The sequence below is a fragment of the Cohnella zeiphila genome, from assembly GCF_014212055.1.
GTDB classification, from domain to species: Bacteria; Bacillota; Bacilli; order Paenibacillales; family Paenibacillaceae; genus Cohnella; species Cohnella zeiphila.
Genome location: NZ_JACJVO010000028.1, coordinates 194,742 through 214,942, shown reverse-complemented (window position 1 = coordinate 214,942; position 20,201 = coordinate 194,742). Strand labels below are relative to the sequence as shown.

18 protein-coding genes and 2 riboswitches are annotated in these 20,201 nt (G+C 58.9%); of the genes, 6 read left to right on the top strand and 12 right to left on the bottom strand.

Going from position 1 to position 20,201, the window contains the following annotated elements; translation table 11 throughout:
- The first annotated feature begins 18 nt into the window (after positions 1-18).
- On the top strand, positions 19-822 hold the full coding sequence (locus H7C18_RS22655) for a DUF6492 family protein (RefSeq protein WP_185131378.1): 804 nt from the start codon (positions 19-21) through the stop codon (positions 820-822).
- Here H7C18_RS22655 and H7C18_RS22650 read toward each other — a convergent pair.
- The 6 genes from H7C18_RS22650 to H7C18_RS22625 all read right to left on the bottom strand — a co-directional run bounded on the left by H7C18_RS22650 (position 792) and on the right by H7C18_RS22625 (position 8,228).
- Positions 792-3,131 carry a universal stress protein gene (locus tag H7C18_RS22650; RefSeq protein ID WP_185131377.1) on the bottom strand — a complete coding sequence of 780 codons (2,340 nt, stop codon included), beginning with the start codon at positions 3,129-3,131 and terminating at the stop codon, positions 792-794. The genes H7C18_RS22655 and H7C18_RS22650 overlap by 31 nt on opposite strands.
- Before the next feature lie 70 nt (positions 3,132-3,201).
- On the bottom strand, positions 3,202-3,810 hold the full coding sequence (gene kdpC / locus H7C18_RS22645; protein WP_185131376.1) for a potassium-transporting ATPase subunit KdpC: 609 nt from the start codon (positions 3,808-3,810) through the stop codon (positions 3,202-3,204).
- A 43-nt stretch (positions 3,811-3,853) separates the two neighbouring features.
- Positions 3,854-5,884, bottom strand: a complete 2,031-nt coding sequence (gene kdpB / locus H7C18_RS22640; protein WP_185131375.1) for a potassium-transporting ATPase subunit KdpB — start codon at positions 5,882-5,884, stop codon at positions 3,854-3,856.
- Between the two features lie 7 nt (positions 5,885-5,891).
- On the bottom strand, positions 5,892-7,571 hold the full coding sequence (gene kdpA, locus H7C18_RS22635; protein WP_185131374.1) for a potassium-transporting ATPase subunit KdpA: 1,680 nt from the start codon (positions 7,569-7,571) through the stop codon (positions 5,892-5,894).
- A gap of 33 nt (positions 7,572-7,604) precedes the next feature.
- Positions 7,605-7,682: a potassium-transporting ATPase subunit F gene (locus H7C18_RS36095; protein WP_420481881.1), complete on the bottom strand. Its 78-nt coding sequence runs from the start codon at positions 7,680-7,682 to the stop codon at positions 7,605-7,607.
- Between the two features lie 138 nt (positions 7,683-7,820).
- Positions 7,821-8,228 (bottom strand): hypothetical protein, encoded by a 408-nt coding sequence (locus tag H7C18_RS22625; protein WP_185131372.1) that lies wholly within the window; start codon positions 8,226-8,228, stop codon positions 7,821-7,823.
- 103 nt (positions 8,229-8,331) lie between these two features.
- Positions 8,332-8,495: riboswitch (cyclic di-AMP (ydaO/yuaA leader) on the bottom strand.
- A gap of 396 nt (positions 8,496-8,891) precedes the next feature.
- Here H7C18_RS22625 and H7C18_RS22620 point away from each other — a divergent pair.
- From H7C18_RS22620 to H7C18_RS22610, 3 genes are all read left to right on the top strand, one after another.
- Positions 8,892-10,451: an ATP-binding protein gene (locus H7C18_RS22620; protein WP_185131408.1), complete on the top strand. Its 1,560-nt coding sequence runs from the start codon at positions 8,892-8,894 to the stop codon at positions 10,449-10,451.
- On the top strand, positions 10,438-11,142 hold the full coding sequence (locus H7C18_RS22615; protein WP_185131371.1) for a response regulator: 705 nt from the start codon (positions 10,438-10,440) through the stop codon (positions 11,140-11,142). The genes H7C18_RS22620 and H7C18_RS22615 overlap by 14 nt, the downstream gene beginning before the upstream one ends.
- A 163-nt stretch (positions 11,143-11,305) precedes the next feature.
- A riboswitch (cyclic di-AMP (ydaO/yuaA leader) is annotated at positions 11,306-11,468 on the top strand.
- A 122-nt stretch (positions 11,469-11,590) separates the two neighbouring features.
- Positions 11,591-12,043 (top strand): hypothetical protein, encoded by a 453-nt coding sequence (locus H7C18_RS22610; RefSeq protein WP_185131370.1) that lies wholly within the window; start codon positions 11,591-11,593, stop codon positions 12,041-12,043.
- A 119-nt stretch (positions 12,044-12,162) separates the two neighbouring features.
- On the opposite strand, the gene H7C18_RS22605 is transcribed toward H7C18_RS22610, so the two are convergent.
- The 4 genes from H7C18_RS22605 to H7C18_RS22590 form a co-directional block, all read right to left on the bottom strand.
- Complete coding sequence (locus H7C18_RS22605; protein ID WP_185131369.1) at positions 12,163-12,717, bottom strand: TetR/AcrR family transcriptional regulator C-terminal domain-containing protein; 555 nt, start codon at positions 12,715-12,717, stop codon at positions 12,163-12,165.
- A 106-nt stretch (positions 12,718-12,823) separates the two neighbouring features.
- A complete protein-coding gene (locus H7C18_RS22600; protein WP_185131368.1) occupies positions 12,824-13,585 on the bottom strand; it encodes an SDR family oxidoreductase in 762 nt (253 codons plus the stop codon).
- A gap of 99 nt (positions 13,586-13,684) precedes the next feature.
- Positions 13,685-14,386 carry an HAD family hydrolase gene (locus H7C18_RS22595; RefSeq protein WP_185131367.1) on the bottom strand — a complete coding sequence of 234 codons (702 nt, stop codon included), beginning with the start codon at positions 14,384-14,386 and terminating at the stop codon, positions 13,685-13,687.
- Complete coding sequence (locus tag H7C18_RS22590) at positions 14,379-15,461, bottom strand: 1-acyl-sn-glycerol-3-phosphate acyltransferase (RefSeq protein ID WP_185131366.1); 1,083 nt, start codon at positions 15,459-15,461, stop codon at positions 14,379-14,381. The genes H7C18_RS22595 and H7C18_RS22590 overlap by 8 nt, the downstream gene beginning before the upstream one ends.
- 172 nt (positions 15,462-15,633) lie before the next feature.
- Between H7C18_RS22590 and H7C18_RS22585 the strand changes: the two genes are divergently transcribed.
- A complete protein-coding gene (locus H7C18_RS22585; protein ID WP_185131365.1) occupies positions 15,634-16,317 on the top strand; it encodes a GOLPH3/VPS74 family protein in 684 nt (227 codons plus the stop codon).
- 13 nt (positions 16,318-16,330) lie between these two features.
- Positions 16,331-16,600 carry a helix-turn-helix domain-containing protein gene (locus H7C18_RS22580; RefSeq protein ID WP_185131364.1) on the top strand — a complete coding sequence of 90 codons (270 nt, stop codon included), beginning with the start codon at positions 16,331-16,333 and terminating at the stop codon, positions 16,598-16,600.
- Between the two features lie 2 nt (positions 16,601-16,602).
- On the opposite strand, the gene H7C18_RS22575 is transcribed toward H7C18_RS22580, so the two are convergent.
- Positions 16,603-17,790 carry a MalY/PatB family protein gene (locus H7C18_RS22575; RefSeq protein WP_185131363.1) on the bottom strand — a complete coding sequence of 396 codons (1,188 nt, stop codon included), beginning with the start codon at positions 17,788-17,790 and terminating at the stop codon, positions 16,603-16,605.
- Positions 17,791-17,809: 19 nt separating this feature from the next.
- On the bottom strand, positions 17,810-19,537 hold the full coding sequence (gene ilvB, locus H7C18_RS22570; protein WP_185131407.1) for a biosynthetic-type acetolactate synthase large subunit: 1,728 nt from the start codon (positions 19,535-19,537) through the stop codon (positions 17,810-17,812).
- Positions 19,538-20,201: the final 664 nt, after the last annotated feature.

The following is a 20,201-nucleotide window of genomic DNA, read 5'->3' as shown; positions in this document are numbered from 1 at the left end:
AAGGAGCGCGTTCTTAAGATGCCGTCTGGCCATGCATTTCCGATCGACGTCGTCATTCCGGCCATCCCGAAAGACCTCGGCACGCTTCCCCACGTGATCGATGGCGTAAGAAAGCACGTGGCGCATCCCATCGGCCGAATCTTCATCGTAGCGCCCTCAAGCGATAAAATCAAAGCCGTCTGCAAGCGTAAAGGCTGCACGTTCGTTCACGAGAGCACCGTCCTTCCTCTGCGAAAAAAAGACATCGTCTATCGATCGAAGCGGTGGGAAAGATCGGGGTGGCTGTACCAGCAGCTCTTGAAGCTCGGAAGCAGCTCCGTCGTGGGTCATCGGCACTTCCTGGTCATCGACGCCGACACCGTGCTGATCCGTCCGCACCGTTTTTCCGCCGACGGCAAGACAACGTTTTATTGCCGGGGCTGGAGCCAGCCGGAATATTTCGTCACCTACCGCAAGCTGCTCGGGGAGAAGCCTCCCCGGCCCCGTTCTTTCGTCACGCATTATATGATGTTCGATAAGGAAAAACTGCGGTCGCTCAAGCACAAAATCGAGAGCAGGCACGGCACGAACTGGTACAGAGCGATCATCCGAAGCATTGACCGCAAAAAGCAGTTCGGCTTCTCCGAGTTCGAGACCTACGGAAACTACGTGTATTCGAGAAATCCGGGGAGCGTCCGGCTGAGGAGCGCACGGAACAAAAGTCTCGCGTCCAGTCCGTCCGCTTTGTCCGCTTCGCAAAAAAGCCGGTTGGCCGCCCGCTATCGTTCGCTTTCCTTCCATAAAAGAAAGGCTTACGTGCGCAGCGCTTCTTCCTTGCAGTAATCCGGGTCGTAATCCGCCACGATCAGCACGTCCATATGACGGGCTTTGCGCAGGACGCCGTTCACGACCGAGCCTCGCCGCCAATTCGACCAGAAGCTGCGGGTCGATTGTCCCAGAATCATCTGGGTGGCGGCGAGCTCGTTGGCTTTCTGAACGAGAAGAGACGCGACGTGTTTGCGATGCCGCGCGTGCTGAAGCTCGAACGTTCCGCCCAACTGGCTCGTCAGCTCCTTCAGCTTGCCGATGCGCTTCGACGGCTCTTCCGGAATCGACTCCTCCTCATGCACATAGTGGACGAACCATGCCGCCTTCAGCCGATAGGCGATGCGGAAGCCGCGGCGGATGAGCCGCTCGGCGTTGGAACTGAGCGTGACCGCCACGAAGATCGCTTCCTTCCTCCGCCACGGTCCGCGCAACGAGTCCCGCCGGTCCCACGATTCCAATCGTTCGTCCACATCGTCCGCGATCTCCCGGAGCGCCAGCTCCCGCAGCGCGATCAGGTTGCCCAGCTTGAAAAAATGGCTCAGCGCCTGATCCACCTTGCTGCGGTCGTAAATTTTGCCTTCTTTCATTCTCTGCTGCAGCGCCACCGGCGCCACGTCGATCAATTGGACCTCGTCGGCCAGACGAATGATGCGATCGGGGACCGTCTCCCGGACGCGGATGCCGGTGATCTGCTCCACGGAATCGTTCAGGCTCTCCAGGTGCTGCACGTTCATGGTGGAGATGACGGAGATGCCGGCGTTCAGGATATCCTGCACGTCCGCGTACCGTTTCCGATGCCGGCTTCCCGGAACGTTCGTATGGGCCAGCTCGTCGATCAGCACGACCTCCGGGTTGCGCCTGATGATCGCGCCCGTGTCCATCTCTTCCAGCGTCGTTCCCCGATAGTTGATCTTCAGGCGAGGAATCGTCGGCAATGCCCCGACTTGCGCCATCGTCTCTTCCCGGCCGTGCGTTTCGAGCAGGCCGATGACGACGTCGATGCCTTTGGCCAGCAGGTCGTTGCCTTCCCGGAGCATCGTATACGTCTTGCCGACCCCCGGCGCCGCTCCGATGTACACCTTGCACTTGCCCCGCCTCATCCGCTCGATCTTCGCTTCCAGCTCTTTCCCGCTCAATCGGCGATAAGGATCGGCGGCGTCCCCGCTTCGGCTGCGGGTCGGAAGAATCCGCTCCCCTTCCGTTCTCGCGCGGTCGGCTACGAAGAACAAGTCGGTATTGTGGATCCGTTTGAGCAGCCCGCCCGAGACGGAGCCTTTCCACAGATCCTGCCAGCGGCTCTGCCGCGAATGTCCCATCACGATCCGCGTGACTTTGTGCTCCATCGCGTAGTCGGCCAGCTGCCGCGGCAGCGTTCGGCGCGACCGGATCGCGATTTCTTCGAAGACGCCTTCCACCTTTTCTACCAGCTGTATGATCGACTTCTTGAACGCCTGCGCTTCTTTGGACAGCGGCGCTCGGGCGCGAACGAAGGAGACGACCCGCAGATCGCCGCTTAACCGCTTCGCGATCTGCTGCCCCCTGCGAACGTAGATCGAACCGTTCCAATGATACTGCGTCGCGACGAGAATGCGCTCCGCCGCGCCCGAAGGACCCCGCAGCCCCAACTCCTCCCGGTGCTTCTCCAGCGAGTCGTTGACGCCGTCCGCGACCAGGCGAAGCGACAGCTCGCGAAGCTTGGCCAGATTCCCCCGCTTGAACAGGTCCGGATGGCCGCGGGCGAAATGGCCGTTCGACAAACGCTCCAGAATCGTCTCGGGCGTCACGTCGATCAAGCGAACTTCGTCTGCCAGCTCCAGCGTATGGGCCGGCACCGTCTCCTTGACCTCGATCCCCGTCCACTTCTGGGCAAGCTCCGTCATCCCGTCCAGCTCATAAACGTTGATCGTCGTAATGACGCTGATGCCCCGGCTTCGCAAATGCTGAATATCTTCGAGGCGCGTCGGGAAGCGCGCGCCTTCGCGGTTGCGGTGGGCCAGGTTATCCACCAGCACGACTTCCGGGTTGCGCGCGATCAAGGCGTCGAGATCGAGATCCTTGCGCTCTTGTCCGTCCCGGAACCAGTGAATGCTGGGTACCCGCTCCAGGTCTCCGACTTGCCGGACCGTCTCCGGCCGCTTCATGGTCGATACGGCGCAGATCACGACGTCGATGCCTTTGGCCTTCAACGACTGGCCTTCCTGAAGCATGTGATACGTCTTCCCGGCGCCGCTGACCGAGCCGATGTAGATTTTCAGCCGGCCCATCTGCACCTTCATCATGGAACAGAGCAGCTCTTCCGGCGTCTTGCGGCGAAATTCCGTCATCCGCAATCCCTCCTGCAGGCGCGCGGGAACCCCCGCCCGTCCGGTTGGACAAGCGGGGGTTCGCCGGCTTTTATTTGTTCAACATGGTCTTAAGCTCAAGGTTCAACTCGAGCACGTTCACCCGCGGTTCCCCGAAGACTCCGAGATCGCGTCCGCCCGTATGCTTGTCGACCAGCTGCTGAAGCGTATCCGGAGCGATCCCGGTCAGCTTGCTGATGCGCGGAATCTGCACGGCCGCGGACTTCGGCGAGATATGCGGGTCCAGTCCGGACCCGGAGTTGGTGATCAGATCGATCGGCAGCTTGGAGATCGGAACGTCAGGGTTCGCCTGCTGCCATGCCGCGATCGAATCTTGCGTACGCTTGAGCAGATCCGGATTCGACGGCGCGTAGTTGTTCGACCCCGAACCGTCCGCTGCGTTATCGATACTCGATACCCGACCCTGAAAATATTTCGGATCGGCGAAGGTTTGACCGATCAGCTCGGATCCGACGACCTGTCCGGACGCGTCCTTGATCAGGCTTCCGTTGGCATGGCCCGGCATGAGCAGCTGCGCAAGGCCCGTGCATAGGAGCGGATAGACGATGCCGCACAGAATCATGAACAGAATGCCGCCTCTGATCGCGATCCAGACGTAAGAGCCCGATGACGTCCCGGGAAGCTTGTTTGTTTGGTCCATGTCCGATGTCCTTCCTTCTTCACGATATTCCGTTAACTACCCGTTATACCCACAGATGAACGATCAAGTCGATCAGCTTGATGCCGATGAACGGCACGATCACGCCGCCGATGCCATACACCACGATATTGCGGCCGAGAAGCCTCGATGCGCTCATCGGCTTGTAAGCGACGCCTCTCATGGCGAGAGGAATGAGCAGCGGAATGATGATCGCATTGAAGATGAGCGCCGACAAGATCGCCGACATCGGCGAACCGAGTCCCATGATGTTCAGCACGTGCATCTCGGGAATGGCCAGCGTGAACATCGCGGGAATAATCGCGAAATATTTGGCGATGTCGTTGGCGATACTGAACGTGGTCAGCGCCCCGCGCGTCATGAGCAGCTGCTTGCCGATGGCCACGACCTCGATGATCTTGGACGGATCCGAATCGAGATCGACCATGTTGGCCGCTTCCTTGGCGGCGGTCGTGCCGCTGTTCATCGCGAGTCCGACATCGGCTTGGGCGAGCGCCGGCGCGTCGTTCGTGCCGTCGCCGGTCATGGCGACGAGCTTGCCTTCCGCCTGCTCGCGGCGAATGACCGCGATCTTGTCCTCCGGCTTGCTCTCCGCGATGAAGTCGTCGACTCCCGCCTCGAGGGCGATCGTCGCGGCCGTGAGCGGATTGTCGCCGGTACACATGATCGTCTTGATGCCCATCCTGCGAAGCTGGTCGAAGCGATCGCGCATGCCCGGTTTGACCGTATCCTTCAGATAGATCAGACCGAGAATCCGATTGTCGATCGCTACCGCAAGCGGCGTTCCGCCTTCCCGGGCGATGCCGTCCGTGCGGGCGTCCAGATCGCTCGGGATCGAACCGCCTTGCGCGGCGACCCATTTCTTCACCGAATCGACCGCGCCCTTGCGCACTTTGCGGCCGTCCTTCAGATCCATGCCGCTCATGCGCGTCTCTGCCTTGAATTCGATAAACTCTCCGCCTACTGCCACTTTCTCGTCGTAGCGAAGCGAGTTCGTTTTCATCAGCTCCAATACGGAGCGTCCCTCCGGCGTGTCGTCCTTCAAGGAGCTGACGGCCGCCCATTCGGCCACCCGCTCTTCGCTCTCCCCGCCGACGGGAATGAACTCGCTGGCCATCCGGTTCCCGAAGGTGATCGTACCGGTCTTGTCCAGGATCATCGTATTGATGTCGCCGGCCGCTTCGACCGCTTTACCGGACATGGCCAGCACGTTGAACTGCGTCACGCGGTCCATGCCGGCGATGCCGATGGCGGACAGCAGACCGCCGATCGTGGTCGGGATGAGACAGACGAGCAAGGCGATCAGCACGGGCACCTGAAGCTCGATATTCACGTATTTGGCGATCGGAGCCAGCGTTACGACGACAATAAGGAAGATCAGGGTCAAGCTGCTCAGCAGCGTGTTCAAAGCCAGCTCGTTCGGCGTCTTCTGCCGCTTCGCGCCTTCGACGAGCGCGATCATCCGGTCGATGAACGATTCGCCGGGATCCGTCGTGATCCGGACCCGAATGGTGTCGCTCACGACGCGCGTTCCTCCGGTGACGGAGCTGAAATCGCCGCCCGCTTCCTTGATGACCGGCGCGGACTCGCCCGTAATGGCGGATTCGTCGACCGACGCGATCCCCTCGATCACTTCGCCGTCGCCCGGAATCATCTCGCCTTGGGAGACGATGACGATGTCGCCTTTGCGAAGCTCGGCGGAAGGCACCGATTTGACGCCGCCGGCGACGACTTTGTTCGCCGTCACTTCTTTCTTCGTCTTCTTGAGCGTATTCGCCTGTGCTTTGCCTCTGCCCTCGGCCAGCGCCTCGGCGAAATTGGCGAACAGCACGGTGAACAGCAGAATCAAGAAGACCGTCACATTAAAACCGATATCATCGGTTGTATCGAAATAACCGGGAAACACGGTCATCAGCAGCACGACGAAGGTACCGGCTTCGACGACGAACATGACCGGATTTTTCATCATGGTCAGCGGGTTCAATTTGACGAAGCTATCCTTGATCGCGCTGCGCACCATTCCCGAAGTCAGCATCGATTTGCGTTGCGTACTCATCTTCCACTCACCTCAGCGTCAGGAATTCGGCGATCGGACCCAGAACGACGGTCGGCAGGAACGTCAGCGCGCCGATAATCAGCACGGTACCGATCAGAATGCCGTAGAACAGCTTGTTGTCCGTCCGGAACGTGCCGATCGTCTCGGGCACCCATTGCTTGCGAACGAGCGATCCCGCGACCGCCATCATCGCGATCATCGAGATGTACCGGCCCAGCAGCATGACCAGACCGGTCGTGATGTTCCAGAACGACGTGTTGTCCGCCAGCCCTTCGAAACCGGAGCCGTTGTTCGCCGCGGATGAGGTGTATTCGTACAACACTTGGCTGATGCCGTGGAAACCGGGGTTGGTAATCGCTCCTTTGCCCAGATCGGTCACGAAGGCGATTGCCGTCGGAGCCAGGATGATGAGCGGATGCATCAGTATCGCGACGGCGATCAGCTTCATCTCCTTCGGCTCGATCTTGCGTCCGAGGAATTCCGGCGTCCGGCCGACCATCAAGCCGCACAGGAACACGCCCAGAATGGCGTACATCAGCATATTGACCAGACCGACGCCCTTGCCGCCGAAGACGACGTTCAGCATCATCTCGGCGAGCGGCACCATGCCGCCGAGCGGTGTCAAGGTGTCGTGCATGTTGTCTACCGATCCGGTCGTGGCCGCCGTGGTCACGGTCGTGAACAGCGCGGATTGGGCGACCCCTAAGCGGACTTCCTTCCCTTCCATGCTTCCTTCGGAGTGATCGATCCCCAATGCGTTAATCGCCGGGTTGCCATGCATCTCCGAAGCGTAAGCGACAACGAGGAACGCGATGAACAACGTCATCATGGCGCTGAAGACAACCCAACCCTGCTTGCGGTTCTTGGCGAACCGGCCGTATACGTAAGGAAGGGATGCGGGCAGCAGCCACATGGACAAAATCTCGATGACGTTCGTCAGCCCGTTCGGGTTCTCGAACGGATGGGCCGAATTGACGCCGAAGAAGCCGCCGCCGTTCGTCCCCAGATGCTTGATCGATTCCAAGGAAGCGACCGGCCCGATGGCGATATGCTGCGTGGCGCCTTCCAGCGTCGTGACGGTAAGCGTCGGATCGAACGTTTGCGGAACTTGCAGCGCCACAAGGATCAGCGTGACCCCGATGGCTGCCGGAAAGAAGATGCGGGTATGCGACTTCACGAAGTCTTCGAAGAAGTTGCCCAGCGTCTTCCCCTTGCTCGTAAGGCCGCGGACGAACGCGATCGCGACCGAGAAGCCGGTAGCCGCCGACGTGAACATCATCATCATGATAACGATCATCTGGCTGAAATAGCTGAGCCCCGACTCGCCGCTGTAGTGCTGCAGGTTCGTGTTGGTCATAAAGCTGATGATCGTATTGAACGACAGCGTCTGTTCCATATTGCCGATGCCGTTCGGATTGAGCGGCAGCACGCTCTGGATCCGCAGCAGCAAGTAACCGAGCCCGACAAACACGATATTGGTCAGCAGGAAGCTCAGCACGTACTTCTTCCACGTCATGCCGGCTCGCTCTTTGAGTCCGATCAAGGCGTAGATGAAGCGCTCCAGCCAGCCGAAGATCCGGTCCGTCCGATTCGGTTCGTTGGAATACACGTGGTACACATAAGTTCCGAGCGGCTTCACCAGCAAGAACACGACCGCTAGGACGATAACGATTTGCAGAACACCCATCGGGCTTCCTCCTCCTGATCTCGAACGGACGGCTTAAAATTTTTCCGGATTCACGAGCGCGTAAACCAGATAGAGAAAAATGAATAAGGCGAAAATTCCGACCACGATCATTCGCGATCCCCTCCCGCCGGTTCCCGGATCGTTCGGTCGCACCAGGCCGTAAAGCCATAAAACGCGGCGAACGTTACGCCGAGCAGCAAAACCATGTACAGATCCATCATGTTCCGCCAACCTCCCCTTCTTGCTTCTTCAGAAAAACCGGTCGATCAGGAAGGAGACGTCGTCGCCGTTCGTATGAACGACGTAATCCGCTCCCAGTCCCTTATAGATGAGGCGGGCATTGCCGCCGGACGTGACGACGTAAATCGGCCGGCCCGTCCACGGACGGCAAATTTGCAAGTACCTGCACGTCAGCGTCAAGCTCCTCTCGAATAAAAACACTTTGCCGATCGGAAGCTCGGGAATGCGGGAGTTCGCCCGATTGGTAGTATCTACCTTGATAATGGGCGCTATTCCGTCCTGCTCCCATCGCGTTCGCTCCGTCTCGTTGTTGGTCAGAGCCGCGAACGGAAGTTCCCTCTTCCGGAGCGCGGCTGCAAATCGTTCTCCTGCCAAAGTGGCCGGGGAGATCAGCATAAACTCTTCGCGGATTCCCACAAGCAATCCCTCCATCTGTACGGGCAACAAAAAAAGCCGAGGAAGAGGACTCTTCGTCAGCTTTCGGGCACAGGAAAGATGACCCGTGCCGATCATGACATTGGTTGCCCCTCTTCATACGCTTACGAGGTTAGCTGACGGATTCGGGCGCAAGAGTCGCCCTACGCCGGTCGTTTCCGATTCCGGCGATTCACCCCGAGAGCCGATGACGGCTCCGATTGGTTCCCCCGTTCCCTGCCGCCTGCAAGGATTCAGCGAAATGCGTTGCCCAAACGTTTCCATCCGTTTCCTTCGACTTCAAACTCGCCGGCCGACACATCATCCTTTCTTCCCCTGTCCACGAGCGCCCTACGCCGCATCTACAGTCGTTGATTCGCTGCATGGATCGTATCTTAAGGCGGCCTGAAATTTCTGTAAAGCGGCGCGATTCGGCTATTCGATGGAAAACGGAACGGTGCGTTCATGAGAGCGGTTACGATTCGAACGAATTCCGTCATGCTCTTCCATGCTCGCGAAATCAGCGGATTTCGTCTGTTTTTACGCCTTTTTTACACCTCCGGCGGTTTGTTTTACTCCTTTTTTACGGGGATTTACGGGAGAGGACAATCGCCTATAATAGAGAGCGATAGATTAAAGACGGGCAGGAAGTGTACGGTTGTGAACATGCGCAAGCGATTCGGGTTGCCGGGAAGCTCTTATGTCTTGATCACGCTGCTGGTCGTTCTCATGACCTTATTGCTGAGTTGGTTCGGGCTCGCTTTCGACTTGGTCAACATTGCGCTGATCTTTTTGTTTCCGGTTCTTCTGAGCGCCGTCCTTTGGGGACTTCGTCCCGCATTCTATGCGGCGGTCCTGGGGGTCTTGGCGTTCGATTTCTTCTTCGTTCCCCCGACGCTCAGCTTCTCGATCGCGGATTTGCGCTATGTCGTCTCCTTCTGCGTCTACTTGTCGGTAGCCGCTTTGACCGCCAGCCTGGCCGCCCGATTGAAGCAACAGCTGCTGTTCTCGCGCCAAAGAGAAGCGCGTACGGCGGCGCTTTACGAGCTTAGCAAGCAGTTAAGCGACATCGCGGACCTCGATTCCTTGCTGGACGGCATCTCGCGGCAGGTGCTCCGGAACGTCGGTACCGAGATCGCGATCTACTTGGCGAACGATCGCCGCCGGCTGGACCTTGCTTACGGCTCGGCGCGTTCCGGCGGTTGGGGACACGGCGAGGCGGAGAGAACGATCGCCAAGTGGGTGTTCGAGCACGGGGAAGCGGCCGGCTCCGGAACGTCTACGTTAAGAGAGTCGCCGGGTTATTACGTTCCGCTCCGGACCGAGGATCGCGTGTACGGGGTAATGGCGCTTCTTCTGAATGACGGCAAGAACGGAGTCGCGCCCGAAGACCAACGGCTGCTGGAAGCGATAGCCGGACTGGCCGCAAGCGCCATTACGCGCATCCGGCTGGCCGATGAAGCGAAAATCGCGCATCTGACGGCGGAATCGGAACGGCTGCGCACGGCGATTCTGGATTCTGTCTCGCATGAATTGAGAACGCCGTTGGCGGCGATCATCGGGTCGGCTACCGGCTTGATCGAAGGGGATCAGCTTTTTACTTCGGAGGATCGAATGGAATTGCTCCTGACGATCCGGGACGGCGCCCTCCGGATGAACCGGTTGGTCATCAATCTGCTCAGCATGGCCCAGCTAGAGAGCGGTATGCTGCGGCTGCGGAAAAATTGGTGCGACGTGGAGGATCTGATCGGGGTCGCGCTGTCCCAGGTCCGCGACTTTCGTCAGCATCGCCGCCTGCGCGTGCAGCTGCCGGAAGCCGTTCCGATGGTATCGGGAGACGAGGTTCTGCTGGAGCAGATGCTGGTCAATATCGTGAGCAACGCGATCAAGTATAGCCCGGATTACAGCGAGATCGTCATTGGCGTGCAAGCCTCCGACCAGGAGCTGACCCTTGCGGTTGCCGATCAGGGTACCGGGTTGCCCGAAGACGAATATGCCCGGATTTTTGAAAAGTTCTATCGTTCCCCGGCCGCGAGCCGAGTGACCGGTACGGGACTGGGACTGGCGATCTGCAAAGGAATCGCGGAGCTTCACGGCGGTACGATCTCGGCCAAAGCGAACGTGCCGCGCGGAACCGTCGTGACGGTCACGCTCCCCTTGCCCCGGCAAAGCGCGCCGCCCATCCTGTCGCATGAAGGGAGAATCGAAGAAGATGACCGTGAATGAAAGCGGAGCCCGCATCCTGATCGTCGACGACGAGCCTCAAATTCGCAAGCTGCTGAAAGTGGCCCTGCAGGCCCACCGTTATGTCGTCCACGAAGCGTCGACGGGCGAGGAAGGCATTCGGCAAGCCTCCTTGGTTCAACCGGAGCTGATCGTGCTCGATCTGGGGCTGCCGGACTTGTCCGGCATGGAGGTGCTAAGCCGCATCCGGAGCTGGTCGGCCGCGCCGATCATCGTCCTGACCGCCAAAGACCGCGAGGAAGACAAGATCGCGGCATTGGACGGCGGAGCCGACGATTACGTGACGAAGCCGTTCGGCATGGGGGAGCTGGTCGCCAGAATACGGGTGGCGCTGCGTCATGCGGCCAAGTCGACGGGCGAGCCCGTTCTCCGCTTCGGAGAGCTGTCTATCGATCTTGCCCAGCGGATCGTGGAATTGAACGGAGAACGCGTCAAATTGACGCCGACCGAATACGATCTCCTCAAAATCTTGGCGTCCAACGCCGGGAAAGTCGTCACCCAGCGGCAGCTCCTTCAGCAAGTGTGGGGCGAGCATCACGACGAGTCCGACAGCCACTATTTGCGCATCTATATCGGCCATCTCCGCAAAAAGCTGGAGGAAGACTCGACCGATCCGAAGTTTATCGTCACGGAGCCGGGGATCGGATACCGGTTTCTATCGCGAGATTCGTGAGGAAACGAGAGAATGCGGGAGCAAGGCCGGCAGAGATGAACAACTCGGCGGCTTGAATTCGTTTCCATGCGGACAAAAAGCGTCTATTTTCACGAATGATCCGCCATACCGGGTTTTACATTCACCGGCGGGAAGCGTAATATTCCTCTCAACAACTTCAAAAGCCAGATCATCGCTGAATTCCCATATTGGGAAACGGGGGAACCATTCGAAGCCGTACATCGGCTTCACGGGGTGAATCCTTCTCTCGCACTGCCGGGACCGAAGGACGGGCACTCTCAAGCCCGAATCCGTCAGCTAACCTCGTAAGCGCATTGGGAGAGATCCGCGCTCGGATCTGTCGGCAGCCGTGCGGCTGCGGAAGGCCCGAGAGCAGAGGTCCTCTGCTCTTCGGGCTTTTTGTGTTGCCATAAATCCATCTTTTATTTACGAACAGGAGCGCGATCCCATGATGGCCACCGTCGAACCTCTGCCCTTCCCCGATGTTGAGAGCCCACTGAGAAGTAAAATTTCGTATATGGAGCTGTTTTTGCTCGATCGCGATCCATTTGTACCGGTTCCCCGCGTCGTTTGGCTACATCTCTATTGCGACGGCTTCTCCGGTTGGGGACGCTGTGAAATTCCCCTTATGCGCAAGCATTTGGACCTTTTGCAATGGGCATCCGTCTTCCTGTCGTGGCGAGAGCATCCCTTGGCCGAATGTCTGGACCAAGCGAGAGTGCATGGCGAGTCCTGGGGCGCCGAGAGAAGGATCCTGGCTCAGTCCGCCTTGCTGGATTTGGCCGAGCGCATGGCCGCTCCGTTCCGGAGACGGACGTCTCTTATGCCTGAGCCGCGAGCCGATGAATTGATCGACCGTTCCGAATCGTACTGCTACTATGCTCTTAAGCTAAGGAGATGACCAAGATGCGTATAATCGGTTTACGAGGTCAATACTTGAGGAACCTATACCAGAAGACGGAGTATTTCAAAAAATAGTTCCGCATGCGCGCATAGCTGAAACCAAGTCAACGGTGGCGTTCAACCTCTCAGGAAAGAAGCAAACTGCTCGTTCATCGACTCGGGGCTGCGCGCGAAGTTCTCCTCGCTCCACTGGATGAGCAAGCCCATGAGCGCATTCGCCTGGTAGGCGACGAGCATGGCAAGGTCCCGATCGCCTATCGAATAGGTCGCGGCGCTTTCCCGCATCAAGCTTTTGATCTTCTCGAACAAGGAATAGTAGTACGACAACGGCGACTTGCGGTCGAACACGATGTCGTAAAATTGCCGGTATTTCTTCACATGGTGGAAAATGCGGATCGTCGAAGGATCGAGCGACCGAACCTCCAGATGGGGCGCGGTCTTGTACGGTTCGTAATACGACTCCTCCAGGTCCCGAAGCAGCGACTGAAGATGCTCGTCGAACAGCGCCTCGACATCCTTGTAATGCAGGTAGAACGTGCCCCTGTTCAACTGCGCCTCGCGGCACAGGGCGGACACGGAGACGGATTCGAGCGGTTTGGTTTTCAGCAAGGCCAAGAGCGCGCCATGCAGCGCCCGTTTGGTTTGAATCACCCTTTGATCGTTCTCGTTCACGGCTTCGACGTCCTTTGCGCGATAGATAGAAAAAAGCTACAGGCAACGGATTGCCTGTAGCCCATGGTATCGAATTCGGACCCGGTTTGGCAATGGTCAACGGGTCTTAAAATGCGGCCGTCCATCCCGCGTCCGCGACGATGACCGCGCCGTTGACAAAGCTCGATTCGTCCGATGCGAGGAACAGCGCCACCTGCGCGATCTCTTCCGGCTGCCCGATCCGCGGGATGACGCCTTGCACGGGCGCCGTCCGCGAGGCCCCGAATTCGTTGAAGTTTTTGATCGAGGAGGTTATGTTCGTCGCCGTTCCGCCGGGAGCGATCGCGTTGCAGCGGATGCCCTTCTGTGCGTACATATAGCCCGTGTTCTTGGTCAAGCCGACGACGGCATGCTTGGAAGCGACGTAAGCGGCACCCGCGTGAGCCCCGCTGAAGCCTCCCGTGGATGCCGTATTGACGATAACGCCCTTGCCCTTCTCGAGGAAGATCGGAAGAGCTTTGCGGATGGCGCGCATGACGGCCTTCGTATTGATATCGAAAATCAGATCCCAGCGCTCGTCTTCCACGTCGCCTACAGCCGCCATGTTATCCATAATGCCGGCGTTGTTGACCAGAATATCCAGCGTTCCGTATTCCGAGACGGCCGCATCGATCATCGCATGGATGTCGTTCAGATCGGCGACGTTCGTCTTCACGGCGATCGCCTGGCCACCTTCGGCCCGAATCCCCTCCGCCACCGCTTGCGCGCCTTCGATGTTCAAATCCGAGACGACCACCTTCGCGCCTTCTTTGGCGTAGAGCTCCGCGATCGCTTTGCCCATGCCCGACGCGGCGCCGGTTACGACTGCCACTTTGCCTTCCAATCGCATGTCCGTTCCCTCCAAATCGTTCAGATAATGAACAACTGTTCATTAAAATTATAGATCTCGGGAACGAGCTTGTCAACGGAGTCCGCAGGCGGCCGAACCTTATCGGATCAAAATACCGGGCAGTTCCTCCAAAGCGCGAACCTTCCGAACCTGCGCGTATTCTGGGGCGCTTTTCCAAATCCCGTCAGGGTCGTACAGGATCGGATGCAAGCCCGCGCCGACCGCGCCATCCACGTCATAAGGAGGCATATCGCCGACATAAACCGCCTCCGAGGGTTCGATCCCGAGGGCTTCGCAGGCCATATGGAAAATTCCGGGGTCCGGCTTGGCAAGCCCGACGACATCCGAGTCGAAAGCCGCATCGAACAGCGGCGCGAGCTTCGTCTGCTCCAGCACTTCCGACAAATGGCCGTAATAGTTGCTGACGATCGCGAGCTTGTACCCTTCGTCCTTCAGTACCTGAAGGAGACTGAAGACGCCGGGCGGAACCTCGTTGTTCGGACGGGGAAGCTTAACCCGCATCAAGCTCCCGATATGCCGATCAAGATCTATGATTCCCGCCTTCGCCAATCCGAAGCGGAAGACATGCTCCCGCCAGCTCAAATCCTTCCAGTCGTGCGGATTGACCCGCTTCATGCCTTCCCGCCAGCCTTCAGCCGCCGCTTCGCGCACGAGGCGCGGGTCCTCCGGAAGAGGTACGCCCGCCTCCCGGCAGAACCGGCAAAACAGCTCCGTTTTGGATCCCAGATGGGACATTAACGTATCTCCCAGGTCGAAAATGGCCGCTTTCCATTTACTCATTCGCGTGTTCCTTTCCTTGCCTGAGCAGACGGCTCCCTCGTTCGCCGAGCAATTGTCCCGCCCAATTCGCCAGCCATCTTCCCTTCGGGGTATCCGGCCATTCCGACGCGCCTCGGCCGGCCAGAAGATCCAGCGTATCCCGGGAATAGGCGGCCGGGTCGGCTTGCCGCAGCACTTGATAGAGCACGGCATACTCCTTCAAGCACTCCGCGGATGCCGACCAGTTCTCGACCTCGCGCGCGAATTCCGGCTGCGGCTCGTTCATTCGCTCGGCTTCCGGCCTTGGTCCCGTACGATTGATGGCGTCGAGCACCGTCAACTTGCGATCCTTCATCGACAGCTCGGCAAGCGTGTCCGGCAGAATCGCCTGTCCGAGATAAATATCCTGCGCCGCGTAACGATAGGGGTAGATCGGCTTCTCCTCTACATCGTTCTCGGGAAGTCCTCCCGCGAAGCGGACGGGAATCACGGGGACGCCCGCATCGACCGCAAGGCGAACGACGCTGTCGCTGATCTTCGTCACGCGGTGCTTGCTGGAGTAAGCCCGAGTCCCCTCCACATGCACCATGCAGCTGCCGCCTTCGAGCATAAAGCTTCTCATCTCGCCCAGCAGTCCGAAGATCGACCGGGGCTCCGCATCGTTAAAATAAAACAGCCGGTACGGAAAAACGGCATCCGGCACAAATTCCGGATAATGGGCCGCATCCGAGAGCAGTCTGCCGATCCAGTGATCCCGAATCCAGATCTTGATCATCGTGCCGATCGGCCTTCGGGCGAGCGCCGACATCACCGTCGTAAAAAACAACGATTCCAGCAGATTTTGATGGTTCGCCAGGTAGAGGACGCCCCCTTGGCCGGCCGCTTGTCGGAAGGATTCCGGATGTTCGATTTGGACGCTGCGCACGAAGCGCCGGGCCAGCGAGACGTAAAGATCGCCGATCAGCCATGATTCCCCCGCCAACTGCCTCCAATGCCGGCCGACTTGCTCCCATCCCCCGTCCGGCAAAGCCGGATTTCCGAGCGCTACCGCGTTCCCCAAGCCCGTCAAGACGTTCGTCATTTCCTCTGTTGTCACTTCGGTCTTCTCCCTTATTCAAGAAATGTCCATCCCGAAGCATCAGTCTATAGGGACGCGCTCCCAAAATTCTCACAAAATATGGCTTGCGCTTTTCCAAACCCGTTGTTATATAATAAGTGATAAGTAATAAGTAGTAAGTAAATATTCAAGTCAAAAGGAGGCCATGGACATGACGCATGCTCCCCTCACCCTTGCTCAGGAATTCGTTCTGCTTGCTTCCGACCGGGAGACCCATAAGCGGAAAAAACCGGCGAAGAGCTACCTGCATACCTACGCCGCGGGAGCAGTGTTGATCGAGCTGCTGTCTGAGGAAATCGTACGGATTAACGATAAGGGGAAAGTCGAAGCGGCACGGCATGAAGCCGTAACGGACGATGCCGCCGCACTCATGCTGGACCTGCTGGAGCGCAGGAAGCCGCAAACGTTGAAAAAGTGGATTCAGTCATTCTATTCGCAAAGCAAAGTCCGTTCCGCGCTGTTCCGAATGATTGTCGACCCGCTTGTCGCAAGCGGCGCCATGACGGAAGAGTCCTATCAGGTCATGCTGCTCTTCCCCGCAAGCCGTTATGTGCCGACGGCCGATTCCAAGAACCGAATCGTGGAACGCATCCGCGCCGAACTGCTGGAGAACGGCCCCGTGGATCGGCAAACCGCCCTGCTCGCCCTGATGCTCGAGATGAGCAAGCTCGTACGGAACTATTTTTCCGAATACGAGGGCAACGAGCTGAAAGCTCGTCTGGCGCGCCTGCATGAGGAGCAGGGCGAACAATGGAAGTCGATCCGCCAAATTCGCAAGGCCATGGAAGAGCTGAACGCCGTTATGGTGTCCGCAGCCGTTTCCGCCTCCGTCTGATCGAGGGAACGCGATGTCCAGAAGAAGAAGCTTGGAAAAAGTGATGCAGTCGGAATTGGTGACGGTCAGCGAGCTCGTTCAGCTCTCCGGTATGCGGTACAGCACTTTGAAATATTACACGGAAATCGGACTGCTTCCGTTCGTTCAGCTCGACGCGGGACTTGTGCGCCGATATCCCCGCATTCGGGCGTTGGAACGGCTGGAAGACATCCGTTCGCTTAAAGACAAAGGGCTCACGATCCAACAGATCGTCGAGCATTATTCAGCCGGTCCCGTCGGTTAAGATTAGCTCACCGCCCGGGCGATTCGAGTCAGCGCCTCCTCCAGGATGGACCACGGACAAGCCACGTTCACCCTCAGGAATCCGTCGCCGCCCTCGCCGAACCAGGAACCCGGATCCAGCAGAACCTTGGCTTCTTCCCGAATCCGCCGCTCGAGCTCCGGCTGCTCGAGCCCGAGCCCGGAGAAGTCGATCCAGCTCAGGTACGTTCCTTCCTGCTTCCTGAATTTCGCCTTCGGCATCCGTTGTTCGACGAACCTCTCCATCCGGTCCAAGTTCAGGTTCAAATAGCGAAGCATCGCGTCCACCCATTGCGCCCCTTCAGGAGAATAGGCCGCCGTCGTGGCCACGATTCCCATCAGATTGGGCGAACCGATCGAGGAACGGCCGAGTTCCTCGTCGATTTTTTTCTTCAGCTCCGGATTCGGAACGATCAGGTTGGAGGTCTGCAAGGACGCCAGGTTAAACGTTTTGCTCGGCGCCGTGCAGATGACGGCCTGCTGAGCGAACGCCTCCCCCAACGTCGCATAGACCGTATGCTTGTTCCCGGGAAGGATAAAGTCCTGATGAATCTCGTCCGATACGACGATGACGCCGTGCCGCACGCAGATGTCCCCTACCCGCCGCAGTTCTTCCGGCGTCCACACTCTCCCGACCGGATTGTGCGGACTGCAGACGATCAGCAATTTGGTGCGCGGATCTTTCGCTTTCTCCTCCAGATCCTCGTAATCCATCTCATAGCGACCGCCGATAAGCCGGAGCGGATTGTTCACCGGAATTCTTCCGTTGTTCTCCGTTACCTTGCGGAAAGGTCCGTATACCGGCTCCTGAATCAGGACGTTGTCCCCTTCGCCGGTCAGCGCCCGGATGACGAAGTTCAGCGCCGGGACGATTCCGGGCGTCGTCGTCACCCATTCCTTGCGAATTTCCCAGCCGTGCCGCTCGTTCATCCACCAAGAGACCGCGTCGTAGTAATCGTCCTTCGGAACGGCATAGCCAAAGATGCCGTGCTCGACCCGCTTCCTCAACGCTTCCACGATGTTCGGCGCCGTCCGGAAGTCCATATCGGCGACCCACAGCGGCAGGTAGCCGCCCTCGTCCTTCAGCTCGAACGTTTTTCGCAGAACTTCCTCATCCCACTTCACGGCGTTCGTTCCCGCGCGGTACCATACTTGATCGAAATCAAAGTCCATTTTCGCTCCCCCTTTCCTCCTATTCTATCACAGCATCCCCCAGGATCATCTGATCCAGCGTCGTTCCGCTCAGAACCATCGGGTACACGTTCTCATCCTTCGGTACCATGAATTCGACAAGAGCCGGTCCGGGCGTCTCCAGCGCCTCCCGCCAGGCGAGGACCGCTTCCTCCTTGGTCGCCGCCCGCCGCGCCCGAATGCCGTAAGCTTCGGCCAGCTTGACAAAGTCGGGACTGCCCGCGAGATCGATCTGGCTGTACCGCCGCTCATACATCAGCTCCTGCTGCTGCTTGACCATTCCGAGCACTTCGTTGTTGAGGACGACGATCTTGACCGGAAGCTTATGGATGGCGCAGATCGCCATCTCCTGCGCGCACATCTGCATGCCTCCGTCGCCGTTGACGGAGACGACCAGACGGTCCGGATTCCCGATCTGGGCGCCGACGGCCGAAGGAAACCCGAAGCCCATCGTGCCGAAGCCTCCGGACGAGACCAGCGATCGGGGGCGGTTGAACTTGTAATATTGAGCCACCCACATTTGGTGCTGGCCGACGTCCGTCGTGACGATCGCGTCTCCTCCCGTCGTCTCGTGGATCATTTCGAGGACGAATTGCGGCTTCAGCTCCGTCTCGGAATCCCGATAACGCAGCGGATGCTTGATTTTGTATTCCTGAACCGTGCGAATCCAAGCTTCGGAGCGGGAGCGGACGGCATTCGCGTTGGCGTAAGCGAGCACGTCCTTGATATCTCCGATGCAGGCGATATCGGTTCGGATGTTCTTGCCGATCTCGGCCGGATCGATATCGAGATGGGCAATCCGCTTCGCCTTCGGAGCGAACCCGTCCGTCTTCATCGTGACCCGGTCGTCGAAGCGCGCGCCGATCGAAATGACCAGATCCGCGTTCTGAAGAGCCGTGTTCGCCGCATACGTGCCGTGGTGGCCCGGCATTCCCAGCCACAGCTCGTGAGCGCTCGGAAAGCCGCCCAGGCCGAGAAAGGTGGTCGTCACCGGAATCCGGGTTCGGTCGATAAAGGCAAGCAGCTCGTCGGCAGCCTGCGAGTAGACCACGCCGCCGCCGGCGATGACGATCGGCCTCTCCGATTCCCCGATCGCTTGGAGCAGCCGGTCGATCGCGTTCGGATCCGGGCTCGGCGCCGCTTCGTATCCCCTCGGAAGAATGCGGTCGGCCGGCTCGTAAACCGCCTTTTGACTGGATACGTCTTTCGGAATGTCGATCAGCACCGGTCCTTTTCTGCCGGTGCCGGCGATATGGAACGCTTCGCGGACGATGCGCGGCAGGTCGGAAGCGTGGCGAACGGAGTAGTTGTGCTTCGTGACCGGCATCGTGATGCTGACGATATCGGCTTCCTGGAACGCGTCCGTCCCCATGACCGCCGTCGGGACGTTGCCCGTAATGACGACCAGCGGAACCGAGTCCATATAGGCGGTCGCGATTCCGGTCACGAGATTGGTCGCCCCGGGACCCGAAGTGGCCATGCATACGCCGATCTTGCCCGTCGAGCGGGCGTAACCGTCCGCCGCGTGGATCGCCCCTTGCTCGTGCCGGGTCAAGACGTGCTTAAAGCCCGGGCGATCGACCATCGCGTCGTAAATCGGCAGCACGCTGCCTCCCGGATACCCGAATACGCATTCCGTCCCCTCCGCAAGCAGGCAGCGCAGCAGAATGTCCGAGCCGGTCAATTCCTCCCGTCCGGCGCGGTTCAACGATTTTTCCATGGTCTTCATCCTCCGCAAAAGAAATTTCCCCTTTCCTCCTAAGCCGTCGGACAGCATGCTGCTGCGGCAAGGGACGAAAGGGGAACTTTCGCGGTACCACCCTGATTCGCCGGACACCTCGCGGTTCCGGCCTCACGAGGAGCGACTCGCGCACCTCAAGCGCGATAACGTGCGCCATTCCGTTCAAGCCTACTCTTCCGGGCCGATTCCGGCCCCGGCTTTCGGTCGAAAGCTCCGGGACGACTTCTGGCGAAGGATTACGGCAGAGGTCTCAGCAATCCCTCTGCTCTCTGGGCATAAGCGCCTTCGTCATTTTTTCCCATCATCGCATGGATATGAAAAATCAAAAACCCCCCTTCGTCCGCAGCCGACAGAAAGCGCCTGTCGCGGCTAGGGACGAAAGGGGAACGTTTCGCGGTACCACCCTGATTCGCCGGACACCTCGCGGTTCCGGCCTCATGAGGTACGATGCGCGCACCTCAAGCACGATAACGTGTGCCATTCCGTTCAAGCCTACTCGCCCGGGCCCGGCTGGCCCTGCTTTCGGTCGAAAGCTCCGGGACGACTTCTGGCGAAGGATTACGGCAAAGGTCTCAGCTATCCCTCTGCTCTCTGGTCATAAGCGCCTTCGTCATTTTTTCCCATCATTGCCCGATATGTTGGCACTCATGAT